Origin of the sequence: Nocardiopsis flavescens, from assembly GCF_900141985.1 — a bacterium.
GTDB classification, from domain to species: Bacteria; Actinomycetota; Actinomycetes; order Streptosporangiales; family Streptosporangiaceae; genus Nocardiopsis; species Nocardiopsis flavescens.
On record NZ_FQZK01000001.1, the window covers coordinates 342,722 to 366,441 of the forward strand.

General features: G+C 75.9%; 20 protein-coding genes. 9 read left to right on the forward strand and 11 right to left on the reverse strand.

Translation table 11 applies throughout. The annotated features are described in order from the left end of the window. Window positions 1–17 precede the first annotated feature (17 nt). Complete coding sequence (locus BUE45_RS01685; protein WP_073374172.1) at window positions 18–1,250, reverse strand: aminotransferase-like domain-containing protein; 1,233 nt, start codon at window positions 1,248–1,250, stop codon at window positions 18–20. Window positions 1,251–1,685: 435 nt separating this feature from the next. Between BUE45_RS01685 and BUE45_RS01690 the strand changes: the two genes are divergently transcribed. Continuing rightward, a complete protein-coding gene (locus BUE45_RS01690; protein ID WP_245832701.1) occupies window positions 1,686–2,312 on the forward strand; it encodes a hypothetical protein in 627 nt (208 codons plus the stop codon). Between the two features lie 282 nt (window positions 2,313–2,594). Here BUE45_RS01690 and BUE45_RS01695 read toward each other — a convergent pair whose 3' ends face one another. Continuing rightward, complete coding sequence (locus tag BUE45_RS01695) at window positions 2,595–3,917, reverse strand: GAF domain-containing protein (protein WP_073374173.1); 1,323 nt, start codon at window positions 3,915–3,917, stop codon at window positions 2,595–2,597. A 429-nt stretch (window positions 3,918–4,346) separates the two neighbouring features. After that, the gene (locus BUE45_RS01700) at window positions 4,347–5,843 is read right to left on the reverse strand and encodes a helix-turn-helix domain-containing protein (protein WP_073374175.1); all 1,497 of its coding nucleotides are present in this window, start codon (window positions 5,841–5,843) and stop codon (window positions 4,347–4,349) included. Window positions 5,844–6,061: 218 nt separating this feature from the next. On the opposite strand from BUE45_RS01700, the gene speB reads away from it, so the two are divergent. After that, window positions 6,062–7,015: an agmatinase gene (speB, locus tag BUE45_RS01705; protein ID WP_073374177.1), complete on the forward strand. Its 954-nt coding sequence runs from the start codon at window positions 6,062–6,064 to the stop codon at window positions 7,013–7,015. 121 nt (window positions 7,016–7,136) lie between these two features. Here the strand turns inward: speB and BUE45_RS01710 are convergent, their stop codons facing one another. The 3 genes from BUE45_RS01710 to ku all read right to left on the reverse strand — a co-directional run bounded on the left by BUE45_RS01710 (window position 7,137) and on the right by ku (window position 9,972). Then, on the reverse strand, window positions 7,137–7,754 hold the full coding sequence (locus BUE45_RS01710) for a TetR/AcrR family transcriptional regulator (RefSeq protein WP_218619475.1): 618 nt from the start codon (window positions 7,752–7,754) through the stop codon (window positions 7,137–7,139). 268 nt (window positions 7,755–8,022) lie between these two features. Beyond that, entirely contained in the window at window positions 8,023–8,853 is an 831-nt protein-coding gene (ddaH, locus tag BUE45_RS01715; protein WP_073374179.1) for a dimethylargininase, read from the reverse strand. 174 nt (window positions 8,854–9,027) lie between these two features. After that, window positions 9,028–9,972, reverse strand: coding sequence for a non-homologous end joining protein Ku (gene ku / locus BUE45_RS01720; RefSeq protein WP_073374181.1), 945 nt, complete (start codon window positions 9,970–9,972; stop codon window positions 9,028–9,030). A gap of 158 nt (window positions 9,973–10,130) precedes the next feature. On the opposite strand from ku, the gene BUE45_RS01725 reads away from it, so the two are divergent. Beyond that, entirely contained in the window at window positions 10,131–11,225 is a 1,095-nt protein-coding gene (locus BUE45_RS01725) for a zinc-binding dehydrogenase (protein ID WP_073374183.1), read from the forward strand. 468 nt (window positions 11,226–11,693) lie between these two features. After that, window positions 11,694–13,355, forward strand: a complete 1,662-nt coding sequence (locus BUE45_RS01730; protein ID WP_073374185.1) for an FAD-binding dehydrogenase — start codon at window positions 11,694–11,696, stop codon at window positions 13,353–13,355. A gap of 287 nt (window positions 13,356–13,642) precedes the next feature. Here the strand turns inward: BUE45_RS01730 and BUE45_RS01735 are convergent, their stop codons facing one another. Together BUE45_RS01735 and BUE45_RS01740 are read right to left on the reverse strand one after the other, a co-directional pair. Then, a complete protein-coding gene (locus tag BUE45_RS01735) occupies window positions 13,643–13,861 on the reverse strand; it encodes a type II toxin-antitoxin system antitoxin (RefSeq protein WP_073375279.1) in 219 nt (72 codons plus the stop codon). An 11-nt stretch (window positions 13,862–13,872) separates the two neighbouring features. Next, entirely contained in the window at window positions 13,873–14,805 is a 933-nt protein-coding gene (locus BUE45_RS01740) for an SPFH domain-containing protein (RefSeq protein ID WP_073374188.1), read from the reverse strand. A gap of 108 nt (window positions 14,806–14,913) precedes the next feature. Here BUE45_RS01740 and BUE45_RS01745 point away from each other — a divergent pair, with 108 nt between their 5' ends. Together BUE45_RS01745 and BUE45_RS01750 are read left to right on the forward strand one after the other, a co-directional pair. Then, window positions 14,914–15,411, forward strand: coding sequence for a PH domain-containing protein (locus tag BUE45_RS01745; RefSeq protein ID WP_073374190.1), 498 nt, complete (start codon window positions 14,914–14,916; stop codon window positions 15,409–15,411). Further along, window positions 15,408–17,114 carry a PH domain-containing protein gene (locus BUE45_RS01750; RefSeq protein WP_073374192.1) on the forward strand — a complete coding sequence of 569 codons (1,707 nt, stop codon included), beginning with the start codon at window positions 15,408–15,410 and terminating at the stop codon, window positions 17,112–17,114. The genes BUE45_RS01745 and BUE45_RS01750 overlap by 4 nt, the downstream gene beginning before the upstream one ends. A 98-nt stretch (window positions 17,115–17,212) precedes the next feature. Here the strand turns inward: BUE45_RS01750 and BUE45_RS01755 are convergent, their stop codons facing one another. Next, window positions 17,213–17,551: an STAS domain-containing protein gene (locus tag BUE45_RS01755; RefSeq protein WP_073374194.1), complete on the reverse strand. Its 339-nt coding sequence runs from the start codon at window positions 17,549–17,551 to the stop codon at window positions 17,213–17,215. A gap of 379 nt (window positions 17,552–17,930) precedes the next feature. Here BUE45_RS01755 and BUE45_RS01760 point away from each other — a divergent pair, with 379 nt between their 5' ends. After that, window positions 17,931–18,467, forward strand: coding sequence for an NUDIX hydrolase family protein (locus tag BUE45_RS01760; RefSeq protein ID WP_073374196.1), 537 nt, complete (start codon window positions 17,931–17,933; stop codon window positions 18,465–18,467). A gap of 146 nt (window positions 18,468–18,613) precedes the next feature. Next, window positions 18,614–19,294, forward strand: a complete 681-nt coding sequence (locus BUE45_RS01765) for a nucleoside/nucleotide kinase family protein (protein WP_073374198.1) — start codon at window positions 18,614–18,616, stop codon at window positions 19,292–19,294. Window positions 19,295–19,546: 252 nt separating this feature from the next. Here BUE45_RS01765 and BUE45_RS01770 read toward each other — a convergent pair whose 3' ends face one another. Then, window positions 19,547–20,734: an NAD(P)/FAD-dependent oxidoreductase gene (locus tag BUE45_RS01770; RefSeq protein ID WP_073374200.1), complete on the reverse strand. Its 1,188-nt coding sequence runs from the start codon at window positions 20,732–20,734 to the stop codon at window positions 19,547–19,549. A gap of 282 nt (window positions 20,735–21,016) precedes the next feature. Here BUE45_RS01770 and BUE45_RS01775 point away from each other — a divergent pair, with 282 nt between their 5' ends. After that, on the forward strand, window positions 21,017–22,384 hold the full coding sequence (locus BUE45_RS01775; protein WP_178378421.1) for an MFS transporter: 1,368 nt from the start codon (window positions 21,017–21,019) through the stop codon (window positions 22,382–22,384). A 289-nt stretch (window positions 22,385–22,673) separates the two neighbouring features. Here BUE45_RS01775 and BUE45_RS01780 read toward each other — a convergent pair whose 3' ends face one another. Beyond that, a complete protein-coding gene (locus BUE45_RS01780) occupies window positions 22,674–23,279 on the reverse strand; it encodes an HAD family hydrolase (protein WP_073374202.1) in 606 nt (201 codons plus the stop codon). Window positions 23,280–23,720: the final 441 nt, after the last annotated feature.

Consider the following 23,720-nt stretch of genomic DNA (forward strand, 5'->3'; position numbering starts at 1 on the left):
TCGTCGGCCCCTCGGGGTCAGGGCGTGTCGGGTGCGGGTGCCTGGTCGCCCTCGCCGGGCGGGGCGAGGGTGGTGCCGAACGTATCACGCAGGTCCACCTCCCCCTCGATGGCGCCGACCAGGCGCCGCACGCCCTCCCGGATCTGCTCCGGGGTGGGGTAGCAGAAGCTGAGGCGCATGCTCTGCCGGCCGCGGCCGTCGGCGTAGAAGCCGGTGCCCGGCACGTAGGCGACGCGCTCGGTGACGGCGCGGGGCAGCATGGCCTTGGCGTCGATGCCCTCGGGCAGGGTCGCCCAGACGAAGAACCCGCCCTCGGGGCGCGTCCAGGTGCAGCCCTGCGGCATCATCGCGCCGAGTGCGGCGAGCAGGGCGTCGCGGCGCTCGCTGTACATGCCGTTGAACGCCTTGATCTGCTCCTTCCACGGGAACTTGCGGAAGTAGCGGCGCACCACCAGCTGGTTGAAGGTGGAGTGGCTGAGCATCGCGGACTCGGCGGCCAGCACGAGCTTGGCGCGGACCGCGGCCGGGGCCAGGGCCCAGCCGATGCGCAGGCCCGGCGAGAGGGTCTTGGACAGCGAGCCCAGGTAGACGACGTTCCCCTCGCCCTGGGAGTAGAGGGTGGGCTGCGGCTCCCCGTCGTAGCGGAGCAGGCCGTAGGGGTTGTCCTCGACGATGAGCACGCCGTGGCGGCGGCAGGTCTCGCTCACGGCGGCCCGGCGCGCGGCGCTCATGGTGATCCCGGCCGGGTTCTGGAAGTTGGGGATCGTGTAGAAGAACTTGACCGGCCGCCCGTCCAGCTCGGCCCGGACCAGCGCCTCCTCCAGCTCCTCGGGGACGACTCCCTGCTCGTCCATGCCCACGTGGCGGATGTCGGCCTGGAAGGCGGCGAAGGTGTTGATGGCGGTGACGTAGGTGGGGGCCTCGGTGAGGACCACGTCGCCGGGGTCGACGAAGACCCGGGTGATGAGGTCCAGGGCCTGCTGGGAGCCGACGGTGACGATGACGTCGTCGGGGGCGGCGTCGATGCCCTCCAGCTTCATGTACTCGCACAGCTGCTCGCGCAGGACGGGGTCGCCCTGGGCGGAGCCGTACTGGAGCGCGGCCGCGCCCTCCTCGGCGACGACGTCCTTGACCAGCTCGCCGAACGGCTCCAGCGGCAGGGCGGCCACGTTGGGCATGCCCCCGGCCAGGGAGACGACCTCCGGGCGGGATGCGACGGCGAAGAGTGCCCGGACCTCCGATGCGACCATGCCCTGTGCTCGGCGTGCGTAGCGGCCGACGTGCGGGTCGATGCGCGAGCCCTGGCGGTCGGGCTGTTGCTCTCGGGGGTCAGTGGACACGATCCACCTCCGTTGGGAAGGACGGTCGGGTGTTGCCGGCGCGGTGCCGTGGCCGGGGCCGTCTCCGGTCCTGGTTTCGACGCCCGCGGCGGTCCGGCGGTTCACACGGCTCCCGCGCCCCGGCGGCGCCGGGAGCGGTGCCGGTGCGGCGGCCGGTACGGGTGAGCCGTGTGCGGACACGGTTCGGTAAATGCACCGAGTGTAGCCCAGGGCCCCGTCCGGCCGCCCGGCGGGGAGGCGACTCGTGCTGTTCATCACGCCTCCCCCGGTGGGCGCGGCCGGTACGGGCCGTCGGTGCGGGGGTACCCGCGCCGGGGCCGCGACGCACCCGGCCATAACCGATTCATGGAGGATATTTCACTGTCGGTGACCGTGTCGGAGCGGTGCGCCCGCGCGGCCCTCGGCGACCGTGGGGGCGGACCCACCGCCGCGGTGGGCCGACCCGAGGAGGGGGAAGCCATGGGAGTCCGCTCGACCGCGGTCCGTGCGCCGCTGGCGGTCCTGCTGGCGGGCGCGGCCTGGGCCGTCGTCTCGTGCTCGCCCGCGACGGAGGCCGACCCCGTCGCCGTGGAGCTGCGCCGGACCGCCGAGGCGCTGGCGGTGACCGTGCTGCGCCCGGGGGCCGAGCGCGCCTTCGCCCGCGAGGGCCACCCGCTCGCCGGGGGCCTGGAATGCTCGGCGACCCCGCCCGCCGGCGCCTCGCCCTCCCCGCAGGCCGGGGCCGCCGAGCGCGGCGGGGCGACCGTCGTGCACTGCACCGGGGAGACCGAGGAGGGTGTCCCGGTCCGGTTCCAGGGTGAGCTGTCGCGCGAGGCGCTGGTCGCCCGCCCGGCCGGGGACGACGGGCTGCCGGGCACGTTCGTGGGCACCGTCGACGGCGAGGAGGTCTTCCGGATGGACTGCCTCCAGTGCGTGCCGGCGGCGCAGGAGGCGGAGCGGCGGGGCTCGGCCCCGGCGCGGACCGGGGACTGAGCCGGACGGGGACGAAGAGCGGCGGCGCCCCGGAGAGACCGTACCGGGGCACCGCCGATGCGCGGACGGCCCGGGGACTCCCCCGAGGTCCCGGGCCCACCTCCGGCCTGTGGACGCGTCCGCCGTTCCCCAAGGGCCCCCCTCAAGGCCCCGGAGACGGCGGACGTCGGTACCGCTCCCGGTTGCGGCGGCCGTCGCGCCCTCTCTTGCCCGACGACCGCCCCGGCAGGGGCCGCGCACACCCCATGAAACGCGTCCCGGCCCCCTCGCGCAACGGTTGCACTAGGTTGCGAACTCGACACCCAGGGGAATCAGGCGGTCACTGGAGCCCATCCGGGACCGGAGTTCGCGCACGCCCGGCGCGTCGGACCCGGGCAGCACGTCCGGGGGGAACTCCGGCAGCACGATGCGCACCACGACGTCCTCGCTGAACCGGTAGGGGCGGCTCTCCACGAGTCCGCCCAGGTGGCGGCGGAGCCGGGACAGCTCGGCGCGGACCGTCACCACGTGGCCCACCGCGCCGAACACGTCGTGGGACAGCTGGGCCGCGGTGCGCCCGGAGCGGTTCACCGCCAGCAACAGCAGCAGCTCGGCGTGGCGCGGGGTGGGCCGGTGCGCCCAGCTGCCGCTGCTGCCCTCGACCGTGACCGCCGGGGCGGGCCCGGACAGGTCCAGGGTGACCGTGGAGGGCGCGGCGTCCTCGCCGGAGCGGGGGCGCACGAGCCAGCCGCCGGGCAGCGGCTCCAGGGAGCACTCCCCCAGGGCGGGCAGCCAGGCGGTGCCGCTCTCGCGGTGCTTGGGCAGCAGGACGCGGCGGACCGGCTCCATGTTGGCGACCGCCGCGGTCCAGCCGGTCTCGTCGACCACCAGGGCCCGTTCCCGAACGCCGGCCAGCAGCGGCGCGGACACCGCCCGCAGCCGTTCCAGGTGGGTGTGGTGGATGCTCTGCAGGTGGGCCTCGGCCAGCTGGGCGACGGCGCTGACCAGGGCCAGGGTGGAGGGGTGCACGGTGGCCACCGGGCCGGTGACGTCGACGGCTCCCAGCAGCCGCCCGTCGCGCGGGTCGTGGACGGGGGCGCAGGCGCAGGTGAGCGAGTGCAGGCTGCGCACGAAGTGCTCGGCCGAGTACACCTGCACCGGCCTGCCCACCACCAGGGCGGTGCCGATGGCGTTGGTGCCGGTGCTGCCCTCGTTCCAGTAGGCGCCCTCGACGAGGCCGACGCGGTCGCCGATGGTGCGGATGCGGTGCGAGCCGTCCCGCCAGAGCACCTGGCCCGAGGCGTCGGTGACCAGCATGATGTGGTCGGCCTCGTCGGCCACCGACACCAGGGACCGGCGGATGAGCGGCAGCACCTCGGCGATGGGGGACTCCTGGCGGCGGCGGTGCAGCTCGTCGGGCGAGATCACCCGGGTCGGCGGCCCGGCGTCGGGGTCGATGCCGAAGCGCCGCATCCGGTTCCAGGAGTCCTCGATGACCGGACGCAGGCGGGCGCCGGGCACGGGCCGCCCGCTGACGGACGCGTCGTGCATCCGGCGCAGCATGAGGGCGTGCTCGCGGGCGTCGACCCCTGCGGGCAGGGCCGTGTCCAACGGGGGAAACGACATGGGGCTCCCTGGCCTCGTGTTCGCGGTGGCGTCCGTCCAGTCTCCTGCTTCGGATTCGGCGTCGCCGAGTGAACCGCGACAGACGCGCGTTTCGGAAGCCGAACCCCCTCTGCGCCTCCGTTTCCTACCCGGAGTGCCGCAGAGTGGCCCCTCAGCTTCCACCATCGGGAGTTTCGAGAACAGCCGTTATGCAAGGGATCCCGCGCAATTGGCCGGATACGGCCAGGGCGGGTCGGCGGAACCGGTCGGCCGACGATCCCCTCGGCGCGGGCCGCGGCGGCCGGCGGCCGCTCCGCGCCGGCGCGCACGGGGACCCGCCGGCGCCGCGGGCCCGTGCGCCGTGGTGCGAGGAAGCGCCGGGCCGTGCCGGAAGGGCGCCCCGGACGGGGTCCGCGGCGGGGCCGGGCCCTGGACGCGCGGACCCGCGGCTCAGTCCCCGGGCAGGCGGGTGAGCGCGAACCACAGCCGCATCCGCTGCTCCGGGTCCCCCAGGTCCGCGCCCAGCGCGCGCTCGATCCGGCCGATCCGGTAGCGGACGCTGTTGCGGTGCACGCCCAGGTCGGCCGCCGCCCGGTCCCAGCCGCCGTGCCGGGCCAGCCAGGCGCGCAGGGTGGCGCGCAGCTCGCGGGCGTCGGCGCCGTCCCCCGCGAGCGGGCCCAGCACCCGGCGGGCCAGGGCGTCGGCCGCCCCCGCGTCGAGCAGTTCCGCGAAGGGGTCGCCGTCCTCCTCCCACAGCAGCGGGGCCCCCGCGGAGCGGGCCCGGGCCAGCAGGGCGGCGGCCCGGCGGTCGGCCGCGGGCAGGCCCGGGGGCGCCACCGGGTCGCCGACCGCCCCGGTCCACCCGTGCCGGGCGAGCCCGTCCAGGTCGGCCCGGTGGGCGTCGGCGCCCCGGTCGGCCAGAACCGCGCGCAGGGTCCCGTCCGGCAGCAGCCCGGCCACGGCGGTGGGCAGCGGCGGCGGGGCTCCGCCGTCCCCGCGGTCCGCGGGGACGGCGCGCAGGACCCGGAAGCGGGTCGCCGCCGGGTCCCCGGCCGGTCCGGCCAGGAGCCGGGCCGCGGCCCCCGCGGGGTCGCCCTCCAGCAGCAGCGCGGCGACCAGCGCTCCGGGCACCGGGGGCGGCGCGGGGACCGGGCGGGCGACCAGGTCGAGCAGGGCGGTGGCGGTGCGCAGCACGGCGCGGTCGGTGGCGCCCAGCGGCGCGGGGCGGCCCACCAGCAGCACCCCGGGGCCGCGGGGCGGCGCGCCGACGGTGTGCCAGAACAACTCGTCGTCCGCCAGCCGGGTCTTGGCGCTGCGCGGCCCGGCCGGGGCGGTGAGGCGGCCCAGCAGCTCGGCGGCCTCCGGGCCCGGGCCGGCGGGAGCGCCGCCGGCCGCGTGCGCCACCGTCCCGTCGGGCCGCGCCAGCAGCGCCCAGGCGTCCAGGGCCGCGGCCAGCTCGCGCAGGACGCGCCCGGCCGGGTCGGGTCCGGAGACGGCGCGCGCCATGTCGCGGTGGGCCTCCCCCAGGCGGCGCAGGTCCCGCGAGCGCCCCTCCTCCAGGGCCTCGGCGACGGCGCGGACCACGGCGGCGAACGGTGTGGTGCGGGGCACCTCGAACAGGGGCAGCCCGAGCAGGCGGCACTGCTCGGCCAGGGCGGCGGGGACGGCGTCGTGGACCGGGGTGAGGCCGAAGCCGAGGGCCGCGACACCGGCGCCGGCCAGGGCGCGGACGCGGGCGCCCGTCCCCGCGGCGTCCGCGGGCAGGGAGCTGCCCGCCGTCAGCAGCAGTTCGCCGCCGCGCAGGTAGGGGGTGGGGTCGGCCAGCTCGCTGGACACCGCCCAGGACACCTCCGGGTCGCCCGGGACCAGGACCCGCAGCTCCAGGTCGCGGCGGGCCAGCACCGCGCCCAGCGCGACGCCGCGGACCTCTCCGTGCTCGCCCTCCACCGCGCCCCCTCCCCCGCGCCTCCGGCGGCCGAGGGCGGCCCGGGCCGCCCGCCTTGGATGTTCCGTCCGACGGGGCACTACGGATTGTACGTTCCGTCCACTGGATGGGCCCCGGCTTCCCGCCTACCCTGGCCGGAGCGCGTGCGGCCCGCGGCCCCGCCGGCCGCTCCGAGCACCCCGCGCGACCGCACCGACCACGAGAGGGGCACCGACGCCCGATGAGCGCACCGATCGGACCCACCGACTCCAGCCTGGTCCCGCGTTTCGCCGGACCGGCGACGTTCGCCCGGCTGCCCCGCATCGACCAGGTCGAGCGCGCCGACATCGCCGTGGTCGGCGTCCCCTTCGACAGCGGCGTCTCCTACCGCCCCGGCGCCCGGTTCGGCCCCTCCGCGATCCGCGAGGCCAGCCGGCTGCTGCGCCCCTACAACCCGGGCCTGGACGTGTCCCCGTTCGCCGCCGCCCAGGTGGTCGACGGCGGCGACATCGCGGTCAACCCCTTCTCCATCGGCGACGCCGTGGAGACCGTCGACGAGGCGGCCACCGCGTTCGCGCGGGCGGGCACCCGCCTGGTCACCCTGGGCGGCGACCACACCATCGCGCTGCCGCTGCTGCGCGCGCTGCACCGCGAGCACGGGCCGATCGCGATGCTGCACTTCGACGCCCACCTGGACACCTGGGACACCTACTTCGGCGAGCCCTACACCCACGGCACCCCCTTCCGCCGGGCCGTGGAGGAGGGCATCCTCGACACGGAGGCGATCAGCCACGTGGGCACCCGGGGCCCGCTGTACGGCAAGAGGGACCTGGAGGAGGACCGCCGCTTCGGCTTCGGGATCGTCACCTCGGCCGACGTCATGCGCCGGGGGGTGGACGAGGTCGCCGACGCGCTGCGCGGGCGGATCGGCGACCGTCCGCTGTACATGTCGGTGGACATCGACGTCCTGGACCCGGCGCACGCTCCCGGCACCGGCACCCCCGAGGCGGGCGGGCTGACCAGCCGCGAGCTGCTGGAGATCCTGCGCGGGCTGTCGGCCTGCAACCTGGTGGGCGCGGACGTGGTGGAGGTCGCGCCGGCCTACGACCACGCCCAGATCACCTCGACCGCGGCCTCCCACGTCGCCTACGACCTGGTCGGCGTCCTGGCGCTGAACCACGGCCGCCGGGGCTGACCCGGGGGCGGCGCGGGTACGCCGGGGAACGGGGGGCGGTCGGCCCCGGCCCCGTGCGCTGGACGGGCGCACCGGGCGGGGGTCCGCGGGGCGTTCCGGCGCCCGGGGCGGAGCACTGGGCTCACGCCCCGGCCGGGGCGCCCCGCATCTCCAGGTGGGCCCAGGTCAGCGCCGCGACGTGGTCGGCCAGGGTGTCGGGGCTCTCCTCGGGGTGGTCCAGCAGCCAGTCGGCGAAGGCGTCGGCGGTGCTCACCGCGATCCGCGCCAGCAGCGCGGCGTCGCGCTCGCGGGTGCCCTCGGGCAGCTCCCCGCAGGTGGTGATGAGTTCGGTGACCTCGGCCAGCACGCGTTCGCGGGCCCCGCCCACCGCCGCGGCGGCCGGGCCGGCGGCGGCCCGGCGGTACAGCACGGTCCAGCTCCCGCGGTGGGCGACCACGAACCCGAAGAAGGCGCGGAACCCGCGGCGCAGGGGGTCGTCTCCGCCCGGGGCCCCGGGGTCGTGGACGGCGGCGCGCAGGACCTCGACGAGGCGCTCCGACTCGCGGCGCACGCAGGCGTTGAAGATCCCCTCCTTGGAGCCCAGGTAGTGGTACATCGTCGGCTTGGAGGTGCCCGCGGCCTCGGCGATCTCCTCGACGCGCACCGTGTGGTAGTCGCCCCGGGAGAAAGCCGCGACGGCGGCGTCGATCATCAGCTGTTCGCGGATCCCGCGCGGGAGCCTGCGCTGTTCGGTCTTCACCCTGCCGAACCCTAGTGATCCGCGCGGCCCGTGCCAGGGCCGGCGGACCCCCGCCGGCGGGGGTCCGCGCCCCCGGGATCGGCGGCGGCCGGGTGACCTGTGGCGACGGTCGGGCCCCTCCCGGACGGCGTGACGCATCCCACGTTCCGCCGGGGGTTCGGGCCGGGCGCGGACCGCGCGCCCGCGCGGCCCCCGCCCGTGTCCCCCGGCCGGTCCCGGCCCGCCGGCGGCACCGTGGAGCGCCGCCGGCGCGGACCCGCCGGCGTCCCTACTCCCGCGGGGGGCGCAGCTCCAGCGTGCAGCACTTGGCGCCGCCGCCGGCCCTGCGCAGCTCGTCCATCTCCACCGGGTGCACGGCCAGGCCCTCGGCGCGCAGCCGGGCGGCCAGGGCGGTCGCCTCGGCGGCCACGACCACGTTGCGGCCGTCGCAGACCGCGTTGAGGCCCAGGACGGCCGCGTCCTCCTCGGTGGCCAGGAGCGCGTCGGGGAACAGGGCCTCCAGGACCTTGCGGCTGCCCGCGGAGAACGCGCCCGGGTAGTAGGCGACGCGGTCGCCCGACAGCGCGAACAGGGCCGTGTCCAGGTGGTAGAAGCGCGGGTCCGCCAGTTGCAGCGTCACCACGGGGCGGCCCAGGAAGCGCTCGGCCTCCTGGTGCGCGGCCGCCTCGGTGCGGAACCCCGTGCCGGCCAGGACGACCTCGTCCAGGGTGATGAAGTCGCCCTCACCCTCGTTGACGCTCTTGGGCTCGCGGGTCTCGGTGTACCCGTGGGCCCGGAACCACTCCAGGTAGGCGGGGCCCTCGGGGGTGCGCTCCGCGCTGGCGAAGCGGGCGCCGTAGACCCTTCCGTCCACCACCAGGGCGCCGTTGGCGGCGAACACCATGTCGGGCAGGCCCTCGATGGGGGCGATCTCGTGGACCTCGTGCCCCAGGTCCAGGTAGAGGTCGCGCAGCGCCTCCCATTGGCGGATCGCCCTGTCCCGGTCGACCCCGGCGGCGGGGTCCATCCAGGGGTTGATCGCGTAGTCGACCGCGAAGTAGGTGGGGCGGCACATCAGGTAGTGCCGTCGAACCGCCACCGGACCGGCCGGGTTCTTCATCGAACCTCCCAGTGAGACCGTTGAGTGGACGGGCACCCGCGGTGGTACAGGTTTTGACCACCGTGCGCCACCTCGGGGTTCGCCCGTTCGAAGAGGGGATACCCGCGCGGGGGCCGGGCCAAGGGGCACGGTCCGGTAAACACGGCGGCCCCGCCGGGGCGGGGCCTCGCGCGGTCAGCGCCCGCCCGCCCGGGCGACCGCCTCCTCCAGCTCCTCGCGGTTCATCTTGGAGCGGCCCGGCACCTCCAGCTCCGAGGCGCGCCGGAGCAGCTCGCGCTTGGTGCGCCGCCCCTGCCCCCGCGACGGCTGACGCGGGCCGGGGGCCCGCCCGTGCGGCAGGCTGCGGCGCAGCGCCTCCTGGAGGGCGCCGTCCGCGGCGTCCCCGGCGCGGTGCGGGCGCTCGGGCTCGCCGGGCCGGTGGACGATGGTCTCCTCCTCGGCCTTGGCCCGGACCAGTTCGGTGAGGCGGCGCCCGTAGCTGTCCTCGTAGCGCGCGGGGTCCCAGTCGGCGGACAGCGAGGCGACCAGTTCGGAGGCCAGCGCCAGCTCCTCCCTGCCCAGCGCGGTGTAGGGCACCGGCGGCATGACGTCGTCGGGCGCGCGCACCTCGTCGGGCCACCACAGGGTGGAGGCCGCCAGCACGCCCCGGGTCGGCTCGATGAGGACCGGCGACTCGCGGTCGCGCAGGACGACGGTGGCGGTGCCCGCCCGGCGGCTCCGGTCCAGGGCGGAGTGGAGCAGCCGGTAGGGCCGGGCGTCGGCGGGGTCGCGCGGGGCCATGTAGTAGGTGGAGGCGTACCACAGGGGCCCCACCGAGCCCTCGGAGACGAACCCCTCGATGCGCATGGTGCGCGACCCGTGCGGGAGGAGGGCCTCCAGCTCCTCCGGCTCCAGGACGACGTACTCGTCCTCCAGGGCGGTGCGGGCGCCGCGCACGATCTTCTCGGCGGGGACCTCCTCGCCGGTGCGCTCGTTGACGCGGACGTAGCGGATGCGGTCGGCGGTGCCGCGCTCGAACTGGTGCAGGACCGGGCCGCGGCGCTCGCGGGCGCTGTAGAGGCGCACCCCGATCGGCACTTCGCCGAACATGAGGGTGCCCACCCAGACAGGATTGACCATGGTGCCTCCCTGATCCCATGATCACCGGGGGCGGACAAAACACCGGTCAAAAAGAATAAAAAACGCGTCAGGTGATTACAGGGACAACCGAACCCCGTTCTTCTACCGACCGGTCGGTATCGCTAGGATCGCGGCAGTCCGCGATTGGAGTTCCTCCCATGAGTACGACCGTCAAGGCCGCCGTCTTCTCCTCACCGGGCACGCCCCCCGAGATCCGCGACGTGGTGCTGCCCGACCCCGGGCCCGGCCGGGTGCGGGTGCGCATCGCCGCCGCCGGGGTGTGCCACTCCGACCTGTCCCTGTCCGACGGGACCCTGCCGCAGAAGTGGCCCGCCGTGCTGGGCCACGAGGGCACCGGGAGCGTGGAGGCCGTGGGCGAGGGCGTCACCTCGGTCAGCCCCGGCCAGCACGTCATCCTCAACTGGGCCCCGGCCTGCCGCGCCTGCTGGTACTGCCGCAACGGGGAGCCGCACCTGTGCGAGCACGCCCTGGACCGGGCCTCGGTGCCCTACGCCCGGCTCGCCGACGGCACACCCGTGCACCCCGGCCTGGGCTGCGGGGCGTTCGCCGAGGCGACCGTGGTGGGCGCCGACGCCCTGGTGCCGCTGCCCGACGGCGTGGACCCGGTGACCGCCGCCGTGCTGGGGTGCGCGGTGCTCACCGGCTGGGGCGCCGTCAACAACTCGGCGCGTGTGCGGCCGGGGCAGTCGGCCGTGGTCCTGGGCCTGGGCGGGGTGGGGCTGTCGGTGCTCCAGGCGGCCCGCCTGGCCGGGGCCGACCCGGTGGTGGCCGTCGACGTCTCCCCCGCCAAGGAGGAGCTGGCCCGGTCGCTGGGCGCCACGGAGTTCCTGCTCGCCGACGAGCACCTGACCGGGGCGGTGCGGGCGCTCACCGGCGGGCGCGGCGCCGACCACGCGTTCGAGGTGGTGGGCTCGGCCCGGGTGGTGCGCAGCGCCTGGAACGCCGCCCGGCGCGGCGGAACGGTGACCGTGGTGGGCGTGGGCGCGGCCGACGACCCGGTGTCGTTCAGCGCGCTGGAGCTGTTCCACCAGGCCCGGACGCTGCGCGGCTGCGTGTACGGGTCCGCCGACCCGGCCCGCGACATCCCCCTCATCGCCGAGAGCGTGCGCTCGGGCGCCCTGCGCCCGGCGGCGGTGGTCACCGACGAGATCGCGCTGGCGGACCTCCCCGCGGCCTTCGAGCGCATGCGCCGTGGCGAGGGCGGACGCTCGCTGGTCCGCTTCGGCGCCTGAGCGGGCGGGGGCGCCGCGGTGCCCCCGCCCGCCCCGCCCGGAAGCGCGGGACGGAGTGGGAAGGGTCCCCCCTCCTCCGCACCGGCCCGCACCCGACACCGCGACCTCCACCGCCGGCCTCCGCACGGGAGCGTGGAAGAGCCCCCGTCGGCCCTCCCGCCGTACCCGGCTCCCGCCCCCAGCCGACACCGCGACCTCCGCCGTCCCGCCCGGGACGGCGGGCGGCGGGCGGCGGGCGGCGGGAACGGACCCGCGGGGCCGAACGGCCGCGCACACGGGTACGGCCCGGGGGCCCGCACGCGGGCCGGGCGGCCATGCCGGATACCGGCGGGTTTGTCACCGTCTGACAAAAGCTGTGGCGTGGGGCACACACCGCCCTTGCCCTTCGCCCGGCGAAGGAGCACAGTCGTCACCACCGCGCACACCGTGCCCCGGGCACGGCCGACCGAGCCGAGGAGACACACCCCCATGAGCAGCGCAGCGGAGCAGGCCGACGTGATCGTCGTCGGCGCGGGCCTGGCGGGACTGGCGGCGGCGGCCGAACTCGCCGACGCGGGCAAGCACGTCGTCCTGCTCGACCAGGAGCCCGAGCAGTCCCTGGGCGGCCAGGCGTTCTGGTCCTTCGGCGGCCTGTTCTTCGTGGACTCCCCCGAGCAGCGCCGCATGGGCGTGCGCGACTCCCGGGAGCTGGCGCTCCAGGACTGGATGGGCACCGCCGGGTTCGACCGGCCCGAGGACGCGTGGCCGCGCCGGTGGGCCGAGGCGTACGTGGACTTCGCCGCCGGGGAGAAGTACTCCTGGCTGCGGCGGATGGGCCTGCGGCTGTTCCCCGTCGTGGGCTGGGCCGAGCGCGGCGGCTACCTCGCCGACGGCCACGGCAACTCCGTCCCCCGCTTCCACATCACCTGGGGCACCGGGCCGGGCGTGCTCGCCCCCTTCGAGCGCCGGGTGCGCGCCGCCGCCGACCGCGGCCTGGTCTCCCTGCGGTTCCGCCACCGGGTCGACGAGCTGGTCGTGACCGGCGGCGCCGTGACGGGGGTGCGCGGCACGCTGCTGGCCCCCAGCGGCGTCGAGCGCGGCCGGGCGAGCGGCCGCGAGGCGGCCGGGGAGTTCGAGCTGTCCGCGCAGGCGGTCGTCGTGACCTCCGGCGGCATCGGCGCCGACCACGACCTGGTACGCCGGAACTGGCCCGAGCGGCTGGGCACCCCGCCCGCGCACATGCTGTCCGGCGTGCCCGAGCACGTGGACGGGCGCATGCTCGGCATCACCGAGCGGGCGGGCGGGCGGATCATCAACCCCGACCGCATGTGGCACTACACCGAGGGCATCCAGAACTGGGACCCGATCTGGTCGCGCCACGGCATCCGCATCCTGCCCGGGCCCTCGTCGCTGTGGCTGGACGCCACCGGCAAGCGGCTGCCCGCCCCGTACTTCCCCGGCTTCGACACCCTGGGCACGCTGGACCACATCATGAAGAGCGGCCACGACTACACGTGGTTCGTCCTCTCCCAGAAGATCATCGAGAAGGAGTTCGCGCTCTCGGGCTCGGAGCAGAACCCCGACCTGACCGGCAAGGACGTCAGGCTGCTCCTCAAGCGGGTGCTGCCGGGGGCGCCCGGCCCGGTGGAGGCGTTCAAGGAGAACGGGGTGGACTTCGCCGTCGCCGACCGGCTGCCCGCGCTCATCGCCAGGATGCGGGAGATCGCGGGCGACGGGGCGCTGGACGCCGACACCGTCACCCGCGAGGTGGTGGCCCGCGACCGCGAGATGGTCAACACCTTCACCAAGGACCTCCAGGTGACGGCGATCCGCGGCGCCCGCAACTACCGGGGCGACCGGCTGATCCGGGTGGCCTCCCCGCACCAGGTCCTGGACCCCAAGGCGGGGCCGCTGATCGCGGTGCGCCTGCGCATCCTCACCCGCAAGACGCTGGGCGGCCTGCACACCGACCTGGACGCCCGCGTGCTGCGCGCCGACGGCACCCCGCTGCCGGGCGTGTACGCGGCGGGCGAGGTCGCCGGGTTCGGCGGCGGGGGCGTGCACGGCTACCGCGCGCTGGAGGGCACCTTCCTGGGCGGCTGCCTCTTCTCCGGCCGTACCGCCGGGCGGGCCGCCGCGGCGGCGCTGTGACCCCCTGAGCCCCCGCTCCCGCCCCGACCCCCGGGGCGGGAGCGGGACGGGCGGAGCCCGGCGCGGAAGAACCCCCGGGGGCATGGCTCCGGCCGGACTCCGACGGTCCGCAGGGCCCCACGACGCGAGCGCCGGGCACCCGCACCCCCATCGGCCCGCCCGCGGCGCGGAAGGGCCCCGAAGGCACGGTCCCGGACCCGTTCGGCCCCGCCGGCCCGCAGGGCCTCACGACGCCGGGCGCCGGGCACCCGTGCGGGTGCCCGGCGCGGCGTGTGGTGCGGGGGGCGTCAACCTCGCGAGTCCTCCGGTGGCCCCTGCTTGCGGGGGCGTCCGCGTCGGGGGATGTCCTCGGCCTCCGTCGGCATGCGTCCGGCGTCGTTCAGGGCGCGCCTCAGGAGGAACTCGATCTGGGCGTTGGTGCTGCGCAACTCCTGTCCCGCCCACCGCGCCAGGGCGTCGTGGACGGCGGGGTCGAGCCTCAGCAGCACCTTCTTGCGCTCCGGCACGGCCACCCCCGTTACTGGTACAGCGTCCCCGTGTTCACGACCGGGCTGGCCGGGCGGTCCGAGCACAGCACGACCAGCAGGTTGCTGACCATGGTGGCCTTGCGCTCCTCGTCGAGTTCGACCACGTGCTCCTCGGACAGGCGCGCCAGCGCGCGGTCGACCATGCCCACGGCGCCCTCGACGATCTCGGCGCGGGCGGCGATCAGGGCTCCCGCCTGCTGGCGCTGGAGCATGGCCTGGGCGATCTCCGGCGCGTAGGCCAGGTGCGTGAAGCGGGACTCCACGATGCGCACGCCCGCGGCGTCGACCCGCTGGCCGACCTCCTCCGACAGGCGCTCGGTGATGGTGTCGGCGTTGTCGCGCAGCGACAGGGCGCCGCCCGGGGCCTCGTAGGAGTCGTACGGGTAGTGGCCGGCGATGTGGCGCACGGCCGCCTCGGTCTGGATGGACACGAACTCCACGAAGTCGTCGACCTCGAAGGTGGCGCGCGCGGTGTCCTCCACCTGCCACACGACGACGGCGGCGATCTCGATGGGGCTGCCGGAGGCGTCGTTGACCTTCATGACGGAGGTCTCGTGGTTGCGGATGCGCGTGGAGACGGCGTTGCGCTCGGTCAGCGGGTTGACCCAGCGCAGGCCGTCGGTGCGCACGCTGCCGACGTAGCGGCCGAAGAGCTGGACGACGCGGGCCTCGTTGGGGGCGACCATGGTCAGCCCCAGCATGAGGAACAGGCCGACGACGGCGATGACGCCGCCGAGCACGAGCCCGGCCACGAGCGGGACGGCGTCCAGGAGCAGGGGCGCCGCCGCGACGGCGCCGCCGACGAGGACCACCAGCAGGGCGGCCAGCAGCACGGCGATGCCGTCGCGGCTCTTGGCGGTGGTCTCCCGGTACTGCGGGGCCTCGCGGTAGGCGGGGGCGGCCGGGGCGATCGGTTCGGACATCGGGGTTCCCTTCCTCTCAAGTGATGACGTGAGCATAGCATTGTGATATCACTTTTTATAGGAGCAGGGCCGACAGGGCCCCGGAGACCGAAAGGAGACGTGGACGCGATGACCACCGACACACCGCGCCTGCGCCCGCCGCACCACCGGGTGGACCCCCGCGCCGTCCGCTGGTGGACCACCCGCTCGCTGGCCGTGACCGTCGTCCTGACCGCCATCCCCGTGGTGCCCGCCCTGATCTGGGAGCCCGTCCGCTTCTGGTTCCTCGTCGCGGCAGCCGTGATCGTCGTCCCGGGCCTGGTGATCACCCTCGTGATGCCGCGGTGGCGCTACCGGGTCCACCGCTGGGAGGTCACCGACACCGCCGTCTACGCCTCCAGCGGCTGGTTCTGGCAGGAGTGGCGGGTGGCCCCCATGTCGCGCATCCAGACGGTGGACACCGCGCGCGGCCCGCTCCAGCGGGCGTTCGGGCTGTCCAGCGTCACCGTCACGACCGCCTCGGCCGCCGGGCCCATCGAGATCGCGGGCCTGGACCACGCCCTGGCGACCCGGGTCGCCGACCAGCTCACCGAGACCACCCAGGCCGTTCCCGGAGACGCGACATGAGCACGGACCAGCGACCCCCGACCGGGCCGGCCGACCGCCCGGCCGACCGTCCGTCCGGCGACTGGCAGGGACTGAGCCCGCTCAGCGTGTGGGCCAACACCGCCGCCGGCGCCCTGTTCATCGTCCCCGCCGCCGTCGTCGGCACCGTGGTCCTCGTCCTACTGGACCTGGCCTGGTGGGCGGCGGCCCCGCTGCCCGGCGCGCTGGCCCTGATCGCCGGGCTCACCGTGCTCGACATGGTGTTCCTCAGGGCGGTCTCCTACCGCGTCACCGGCGAGCGCATGGAGATGCGCTCGGGCGTGCTCTCCAAGGCCTACCGCTCGGTGCCGCGCGAGCGCGTGCGCAGCGTGGACGTGGCCGCGCCGATCTACGCCCGCCCCTTCGGCCTGTGCGTGGTCACCGTCGGTACCGGGGAGCAGGTGGACGCCGGATCCGACCAGGTCAAGCTCCAGTACGTCACCGCCGCCCAGGGCGAGCGGCTGCGCCGCGAGCTGCTGTACCGCGGGGCGCCCGCCGCCGCGGAGGGAGCCGAGGGGGCTCCGGACGCCGAGGGCCTGGAGCTGGCCCGGCTGGACCCGCGCTGGTTCGCCTACGCGCCCGCCACCACCGCCACCCTGGGCATCGGGATCGGCGCCCTGGCCGCCCTGATCGGCGCCAACGCCCAGTCCGAGGGCTGGATCTACCGGTGGGTCTCCGAGTGGGCCGGGCTGCCCAGCACCGCGGAGATCGGCGCGTTCGTGATGGGCCGGCTGCTGGTCGTGCTCCCGGTGTCCCTGCTCGTCCTGCTGCTGTCGGGGACGGCCGTGCTGCTGGCCGTGGCGGTGGAGACCTGGTGGAACTACCGGCTGGTCCGGGAGGCCGACGGCACCGTGGTCATGCGCCGCGGCCTGCTCAACAGCCAGTCGCTGACCGTCGAGGGGCGCCGCCTCAACGGCGTCACCCTGCACGAGCCGCTGGTGCTGCGCTCGGTGCGCGGCGCGGACGTGCGTGCCGTCGCCACCGGCCTGGGCGCCGCCGACGACGAGAAGACGCAGGCCAAGAGCCGGCTGTCCCCGCCGATGCCCCGGGCCCGCGCCCGGGAGCTGGCCGCCGACCTGATGCGCACCCCCGAGTCGCCGCTGGACATGCCGCTGTCCGCGCACCCGCGGGCGGCGCTGCGCCGCAGGCTGGTGCGCGCCGGGTGGGCCGCGCTGGGGGGCTTCGCCGTGGCCGGGGCGCTGGCGTGGCTGCACTCGCTGGCCGCCGCGGCCTGGTGGGAGACCGCCCACGAGATCGAGGAGCGGCTCAATCCGCTGCCGGTCGCCACGCACCTGGTGGAGGCCACCCCGACCTGGGGCTGGTGGCTGCTGGGCGCGGCGTTCGCCGCGGTGGCGTTCTGGTACGCGGTCGGCTCCCACCGGGCGCTGGGCCACGGCCTGCACCCGCGCTATCTGGTGGTGCGCCGGGGCATGGCGGTGCGCGACACGGTGACCCTGGAGCGGGCGGCGGTGATCGGCTGGCGGATCACCCGCACGCCGTTCCAGCGCCGGGCCGGGCTGGCGCACGTGTCGGCCACCACGGCCTCGGGCGCGGGCATGTACACCGCGTCCGACGTGGGGCTGTCCCAGGGGCTGGCCTGGGCGGACATGGCGGTCCCGGAGCTGCTGTCGCAGTTCCTGGAGCGGGACGACCGGTCGCCGGACCGGCCCGGGCCCGCCGCCTGAGCCCCGCCCCGGCGCACCCGCGGGAGGCGCCGGGCGGACCGGGGGCCGACGGGGTGCCCGCCCGCGCGGGCGGGCACCGGGGGCGCCCGCCCCGGCCGTCAGCGCACGGCCGGGGCGCGCACGATGTCGAAGAGCCGTTCCATGCCCAGGATCTCCAGCACCCGGGCCACGGGCGGGCGCGGGCGGGCCAGCACCACGCGACCGCCGCGGGCCGCCATGGCGTGGTGGGCCGCCACCAGGGCGCCCACCCCGCTCGCGTCCAGGAACCCGACGCCGTCCAGGTCCACGACCAGGCACTCGCAGGCCTGGTCGCCGACCGCGACCGCCAGCCGGGCGCGCAGTCCCGGAACGGTGGCCAGGTCGATCTCGCCCTCGACGGGGACCACCGCCACACCGGTGTGCGGGAGACAATCCTGGAACCGGACATCCCGTGCCACTAGAGGCCACCTCTCACCGGACGTAATCTTTCCACTACGCAACCGCGTACGAGATCGTAACCTCTACAGAGAGGTTCCGGGAGGCCTTTTCCGAGAAAAACCCCCGAAATCTCAGCTATGTGGCTGCGGGGACGGCATCATCCGACCTTCCGGACCGGCCCACCCGGCCGCCCGGCGGTCATGGGAACCTCTCTCGGACACTCCGGGCACGAGCCGCACCGTGCCCCCGCGGCCCCCGGTGCGGTACAAGGTGCGGTAGAAGCGGTAGGGACACCTGGAGCCCCGGGTCCTCCCGGGGCCGGGCCGACGCACAGCGCACAGAAGGGAGGGAGCGGCGCTCCACTCCCGCCCTCCGGGGCGGGACCGCGCCGCGCACCCCATGACCGAAACCGCCGAGACCCGACCCGGCTGGTTCTCCGACCGGGAACTGGAGAGCATCCGCGGCCGCATGCCCGTGATGTACGTGCAGGCCGTCCCGGTGCGGGTGGACGAGGTGGGCGAGGTCACCCGCGTCGGACTGCTGATGCGGGCGACGGCCGACGGCCGCTTCCACCGGTCGGTGGTCTCGGGCCGCGTCCTGTACCACGAGAGGGTCCGCGACGCGCTGCTGCGCCACCTGGAGAAGGACCTGGGCCCGGTGGCGCTGCCGCGCGTGCCCGCGTCCCCGCAGCCCTTCACCGTCGCCGAGTACTTCCCCACCCCGGGGGTGACGCCGTTCCACGACCCGCGCCAGCACGCGGTGGCGCTGGCCTACATCGTCCCGGTGGCGGGCGACTGCCAGCCCCGCCAGGACGCGCTGGACCTGGTGTGGCTCACCCCGGAGGAGGCCGCCGACCCGGTGGTGGGGGCGGAGATGAACGACGGCCAGGACGTGCTGGTGCGCCAGGCGCTGGCCCACGTGGGGCACGCCCCCTGACCCGCGCGGGCCCCGCGGCGGCGCCGCGGGGCCCGGCTCCGCCCGCCCGGGGACGGGGGCGCGCTCGTGCGGGTTCCGCCCGGCGGCGCGGCGGAGGCCGGGAGCGCCCCGGGCGCCGGACGCGTCCGGGGCATAGGCTCGGTCCCATGCCCGACGCCCTCGCCCCCCTCGTCGACGACGCCCTGGCCCTGCTCCGCCCCGGGGAGCGCGCCCTGCTCGGCCTGACCGGGCCTCCCGGCGCCGGCAAGTCCACCCTGGCGCGGCGGCTGGTCGCCGAGGTCGGCGCCCGGGCCGGCGCGGGCACCGCCGGGTACCTGCCCATGGACGGGTTCCACCTGTCCAACGCGCAGCTGGAGCGGCTGGGGCGGCTGGACCGCAAGGGCGCCCCCGACACCTTCGACGCGCACGGGTACGCGGCCCTGGTACGGCGGCTGCTCGCCGAGACCGGCCACCCCGTCTACGTGCCCGACTACGACCGGGGGCTGCACGAGCCCGTGGCGGCCCGCCACGTGATCGCGCCGGGCACCCGGCTGGTCGTCACCGAGGGCAACTACCTGGCCGGGGACACCGAGCCCTGGGCCGGGCTGCGCCCGCTGTTCGCCGGGCTCTGGTACGTGGAGGCCGACGACGCGCTGCGCGAGGAGCGCCTGCTGCGCCGCCAGCGGGCGGGCGGCCGGGACGAGGCCGCCGCCCGGGAGTGGGTGGAGCGCAGCGACCGCGCCAACGGGGAACTCGTCAAGCGGTTCCGGGGGAACTGCACCCGGATCGTGCCCACCGGCGCGGTGCCCCGGGAGGGCCGCGGCGCCGCGGAGACCGCGGACGGCTGAGCCGCCCGGCGGGCGCGGCGGGCGCCTGTACCGGCAGCGGCGCTCTTCCCCGAGGCGGGCCGCGGTGGCCGGGGGGATCGCGGCGGGCACCCGGCCCCCGATGCCCCGCGCCGGCCGCCCCGCGTCCGCACGGGCGGGGCGGCCCCCGCGGTCCGCGTCACCGGTCCCGCGGGCGCGGACGCTGCGGGGGCCGACCGCTGAGCGCTGCCCGTACCGCGCCGCCGGCCCCGCGGGCGCGGGCGGCACGGCCGGTCAGGCCGCCCGGCGCAGGAACCGGCGGGCCAGCCCGCGCACCAGCGCCAGGTACGGCCCCGACACGGTCTCGCCCCTGCCCTTGAGCCCGCCGTAGGCCGAGGACACGACGGCCTCCTTGTACCAGGCGGCGGGGCGCCCGGTCAGGACGAGGCGGCGCGGGGAGTCGTCGGGGCGCACGAACTGGATCAGCCCGTCGCGCCTCCCCAGGCTCACGCACTGGTTCATGTAGCCGAACGGGGTGGTGTCCGGTTCGCGCCCGGCCAGCCGGGCGGCGACGGCGTCGGCGGCGGCCCACCCCATGGGCAGGCCCATCGCGCAGGACATCCGCAGCTCCCGCCCGTCCACCGCGTCGGCGTGGGCGGCGTCGCCCACCACGTACACGTCGGGGTGGGAGAGCGAGCGCTGGGAGCCGTCGACCAGCGCGCGGCCGTGGCCGTCGACCGTCAGCCCGGCCCCGGCGGCCATCGGGGAGACGGCGAACCCGGCGTTCCACACGGTGACGTCGCTGTCCAGGAGGCTCCCGTCCTCCAGTTTGACGTGGTCGGCCTCGACGGCGGCGACCCGGGTGTGCTCGTGCACGGTCACGTCCAGACGCGCCAGGACGCGCAGGACGTGGGCGCGCCCGCGCCGGTCGAGCCCGGCCGCGACGGGGCCGGAGGTGACCAGCTTCACGTCCATGCCCGCGTGGGCCTCGGCGATCTCGGTGACGGCCTCCAGCCCGGTGAGGCCGCCGCCGACGACGGTGACGGTCCTCGGCCGTTCCCGCGCGATGCGGAGCGCCAGGGCGCGGGCGCCGTCGAGCCCGGCCAGGGTGGCCGCATGCTCGGCGGCCCCCGGGACGGCGTCCGCCGCTCCGGTGCTGCCCAGGGCGTACACCAGGGTGTCGTAGCGCAGGGTGCGGACCCGGTCCCCGGCGCGGACGTCGACGGTGCGCGCGTCGGCGTCGACGGACTCGACCCGGCCGACGACGAGGTCGACGGAGGGGTCGAGCGAGGCGGAGAGCGGGTGGACGCCCACCCCGCGCCCCGCGGCGACCTCGTGCAGGCGGACGCGCTCGACGAAGGTGTCGGCGGCGTTGACCAGGGTGACGCGCAGCGCCGCGCCCCCGCGGGCGTGGTGGGCGGCGCGCCTGGCCGCGGCGAGTCCGGCGTACCCGCCGCCCAGGACGAGGAGTTCGTGGGTCATGGCTGCCTCCCGGTGGTGTGTTCCGTCCTCTCCCTGGACGGGGCGGCACCGCCCGGGCGTGACACGCCGGACCGCGGAGCGGCCGAATGTGACCGAGTGCATACGTATGCTCACAGGGCCCCGGGCTCCGGGGTTTCCGCTCCCCCGAGCGATTCCGACAGTCGGACAGAAACGACTCAGACGTCCACATACCGAGACAAATGTCCCACATAGTGTCATCCGGGACTACGATCCGTGCATCCCCCCGCCGGATTCTCCCACTCCGACCTGGAAAGAAGTCCCATGACGGACGTCGCCGAACAGCAACCCGCACCGGAGCGCGGCACCCCCGCCCCGGCGGACCCGCCGACCAACCCCCGGCGCAGGGTGCTCACCGCCAGCCTCGTGGGGACGTCCGTCGAGTTCTACGACTTCTACATCTACGCGACCGCGGCCGTCCTGGTCTTCCCGGCGCTGTTCTTCCCCGAGGGCGACATGATGGCCGCCCGGCTCCAGTCGCTGGCCACCTTCGCCATCGCGTTCGTGGCCCGCCCCATCGGCTCCTGGGTGTTCGGCCACTTCGGCGACCGCGTCGGCCGCAAGGCCACCCTGGTCGCCTCGCTGCTGACCATGGGCATCGCCACCGTGGGCATCGGCGTCCTGCCCACCTACGCGCAGGTCGGGGTCGCCGCCCCGCTGCTGCTGGCGCTGTGCCGGTTCGGACAGGGCCTGGGGCTGGGCGGGGAGTGGGGCGGCGCGGCCCTGCTGGCCACCGAGAACGCGCCCGCGGGCAAGCGCGGCTTCTACGGGACGTTCCCGCAGCTGGGCGCACCGATCGGGTTCTTCCTCGCCAACGGCGTGTTCCTGGTCCTGAGCCAGGCCATGAGCGAGGAGGCGTTCCTGGCGTGGGGCTGGCGGGTGCCGTTCCTGCTGTCGGCGATCCTCATCGTCCTGGGGCTGTGGGTGCGCCTGAGCCTGCACGAGACCCCCGCGTTCGCGAAGGTGCTGGCCGCGGGCGACCAGGTGCGCACGCCCATCGTCGAGGTGTTCCGCCGCAACCTGGCGGCACTGGTCCTGGGCACCCTGGTGATGGTCGCCACGTACGTGCTCTTCTACCTGATGACGGTGTTCTCGCTGGGCTTCGGCACCGACGCGGAGACCGGGCTGGGGTACGACCGCTCGCAGTTCCTGGTGTTCCTGCTGGTGGGCGTGGTGTTCTTCGGGATCTTCACTCCGGTCGCCGGCGTGCTGGCGGACCGGTTCGGCCGCAAGCCGGTCCTGGTGGCGGTGACCGCGGCGATCATCGTGTTCGGGTTCGCCATGGGCCCGCTGCTGGGCTCGGGGACCGTCGGTGTGCTGGCCTTCCTGGTCATCGGCCTGTCGCTCATGGGCCTGACGTTCGGCCCGATGGCGGCGGTGCTGCCCGAGCTGTTCCCGACGAGGGTGCGCTACACCGGGGCCTCGGCCGCCTACAACCTGGCCGGGCTGCTGGGCGCGTCCTTCGCCCCCTACATCGCGACCTGGCTGGCGGGCACGTTCGGGATCGCCTGGGTGGGCGGCTACCTGGTGCTGGTCAGCGTGGTCACCCTGGTCGCCCTGCTGCTGACCCGGGAGACCAAGGACGACTCCCTGGACGACACCCCGGTCGGCGTCACCGCCCGGCGGCGCTGAGCCGCGCCGGGGCCGGGGGGCACGGTCACCGCGCTCCCCGGGCCCGGCGCCCCGCCCCGCGTCCCCGGACACCGGGGCGCCCGCCCCGGCGGACACGCGCCCCGGTGTGCGCCCCGCACCTTGGGCGGCGTGCGCGGGGCACGACGGGTTCCCGCCCCGGACGGTGACGCACCGGAACGGAGGCCCGCACCCGGGTCCCGGGGGGACTGAGCCGCCCCGCCCCTGCCGCACCCGGGGCGCCGCCCCGCGTCCGGCCCGTGCGGCGGGGGAGCACCGGTTCTCCGGCGCCTCAGAGACGCGCTTCGAGGGCCGTGCGGTCGGTGAACAGGTGCCCGGACATGCCCAGCGCCTCGGCCGCGGCGACGTTCTCACTGCGGTCGTCCACGAACAGCGTCTCCCCCGGGGAGACCGCCATGCGCTCCAGGCACCACAGGTAGACCTCCGGCTCGGGCTTGGCCACCCCCAGGCGGCCGGAGAAGGCGCGCACCGAGAACGCCGCCAGCCACGGGTTCTCCTTCTCGAAGCGGTCCGCGAGGTCGGCCGGGATGTTGGACAGCAGCCCCACCGTCCGGCCGCCCGAGGCGAGCCGCTCCACCAGGGAGACCATCGCGGGGTCCACGGCCCGCCAGCTGTCGATGTCGGCGGAGATGAGCGCCGCCGCCAGCGCCGGGTCCACCTCGCGGCCCAGCCGCTCCCCCACCGCCCGCCAGTAGGCGAGTCCGTCCAGGTCGCCGCGGTCGTAGGACAGGCGCAGGTCCCAGTAGGCCTCCCAGAACGCGGCGGGGTCGGCCGCGCCCATGGTCTCGGTCAGGAGGCGCTTGCCCTCCTCGGACTGGTGGCGGGCGATCACGCCGAACAGGTCGAAAAGGACGGCTCCGGATGCGGTCTCGGGCAAGGGAGGGCTCCTCGGGATCGGTGGGGCGGCTCCTTCAAGCCCTACCCGATGGCGGCGATCCGCGCACCCGGAACCGGAGGAACCGGCGAGAAATCGGGCCTGTGGACAACCCGCCGGAGGGGGTCGGACCGGCCTACCCTTCAAGGAAGGCCGCGTTCCCGCGCCACCGCCGTCCGCCCCGACACCCCGGGAGGCCCCGTGTACGACGCCGCACTCGAACCCGGCGCGGCCGGGCCCGCGCGCGGGATCCGGACCGGCGGCCCGATCACCGGCCGCACCGCCACGGCGGCGGTGGTCCGGGAGAAGTGCCGTGCGACGGCCCCGCGGCCGGGGATAAGAGAACAAGAGGAAAAAGTCCCGCACCCGTCCGAGAAAGGCTTCGCCATGTCGTCTCCGGGTAACCGGAAATCCCGTAAGCCCTGTGCCGCAGGGGATGTGACC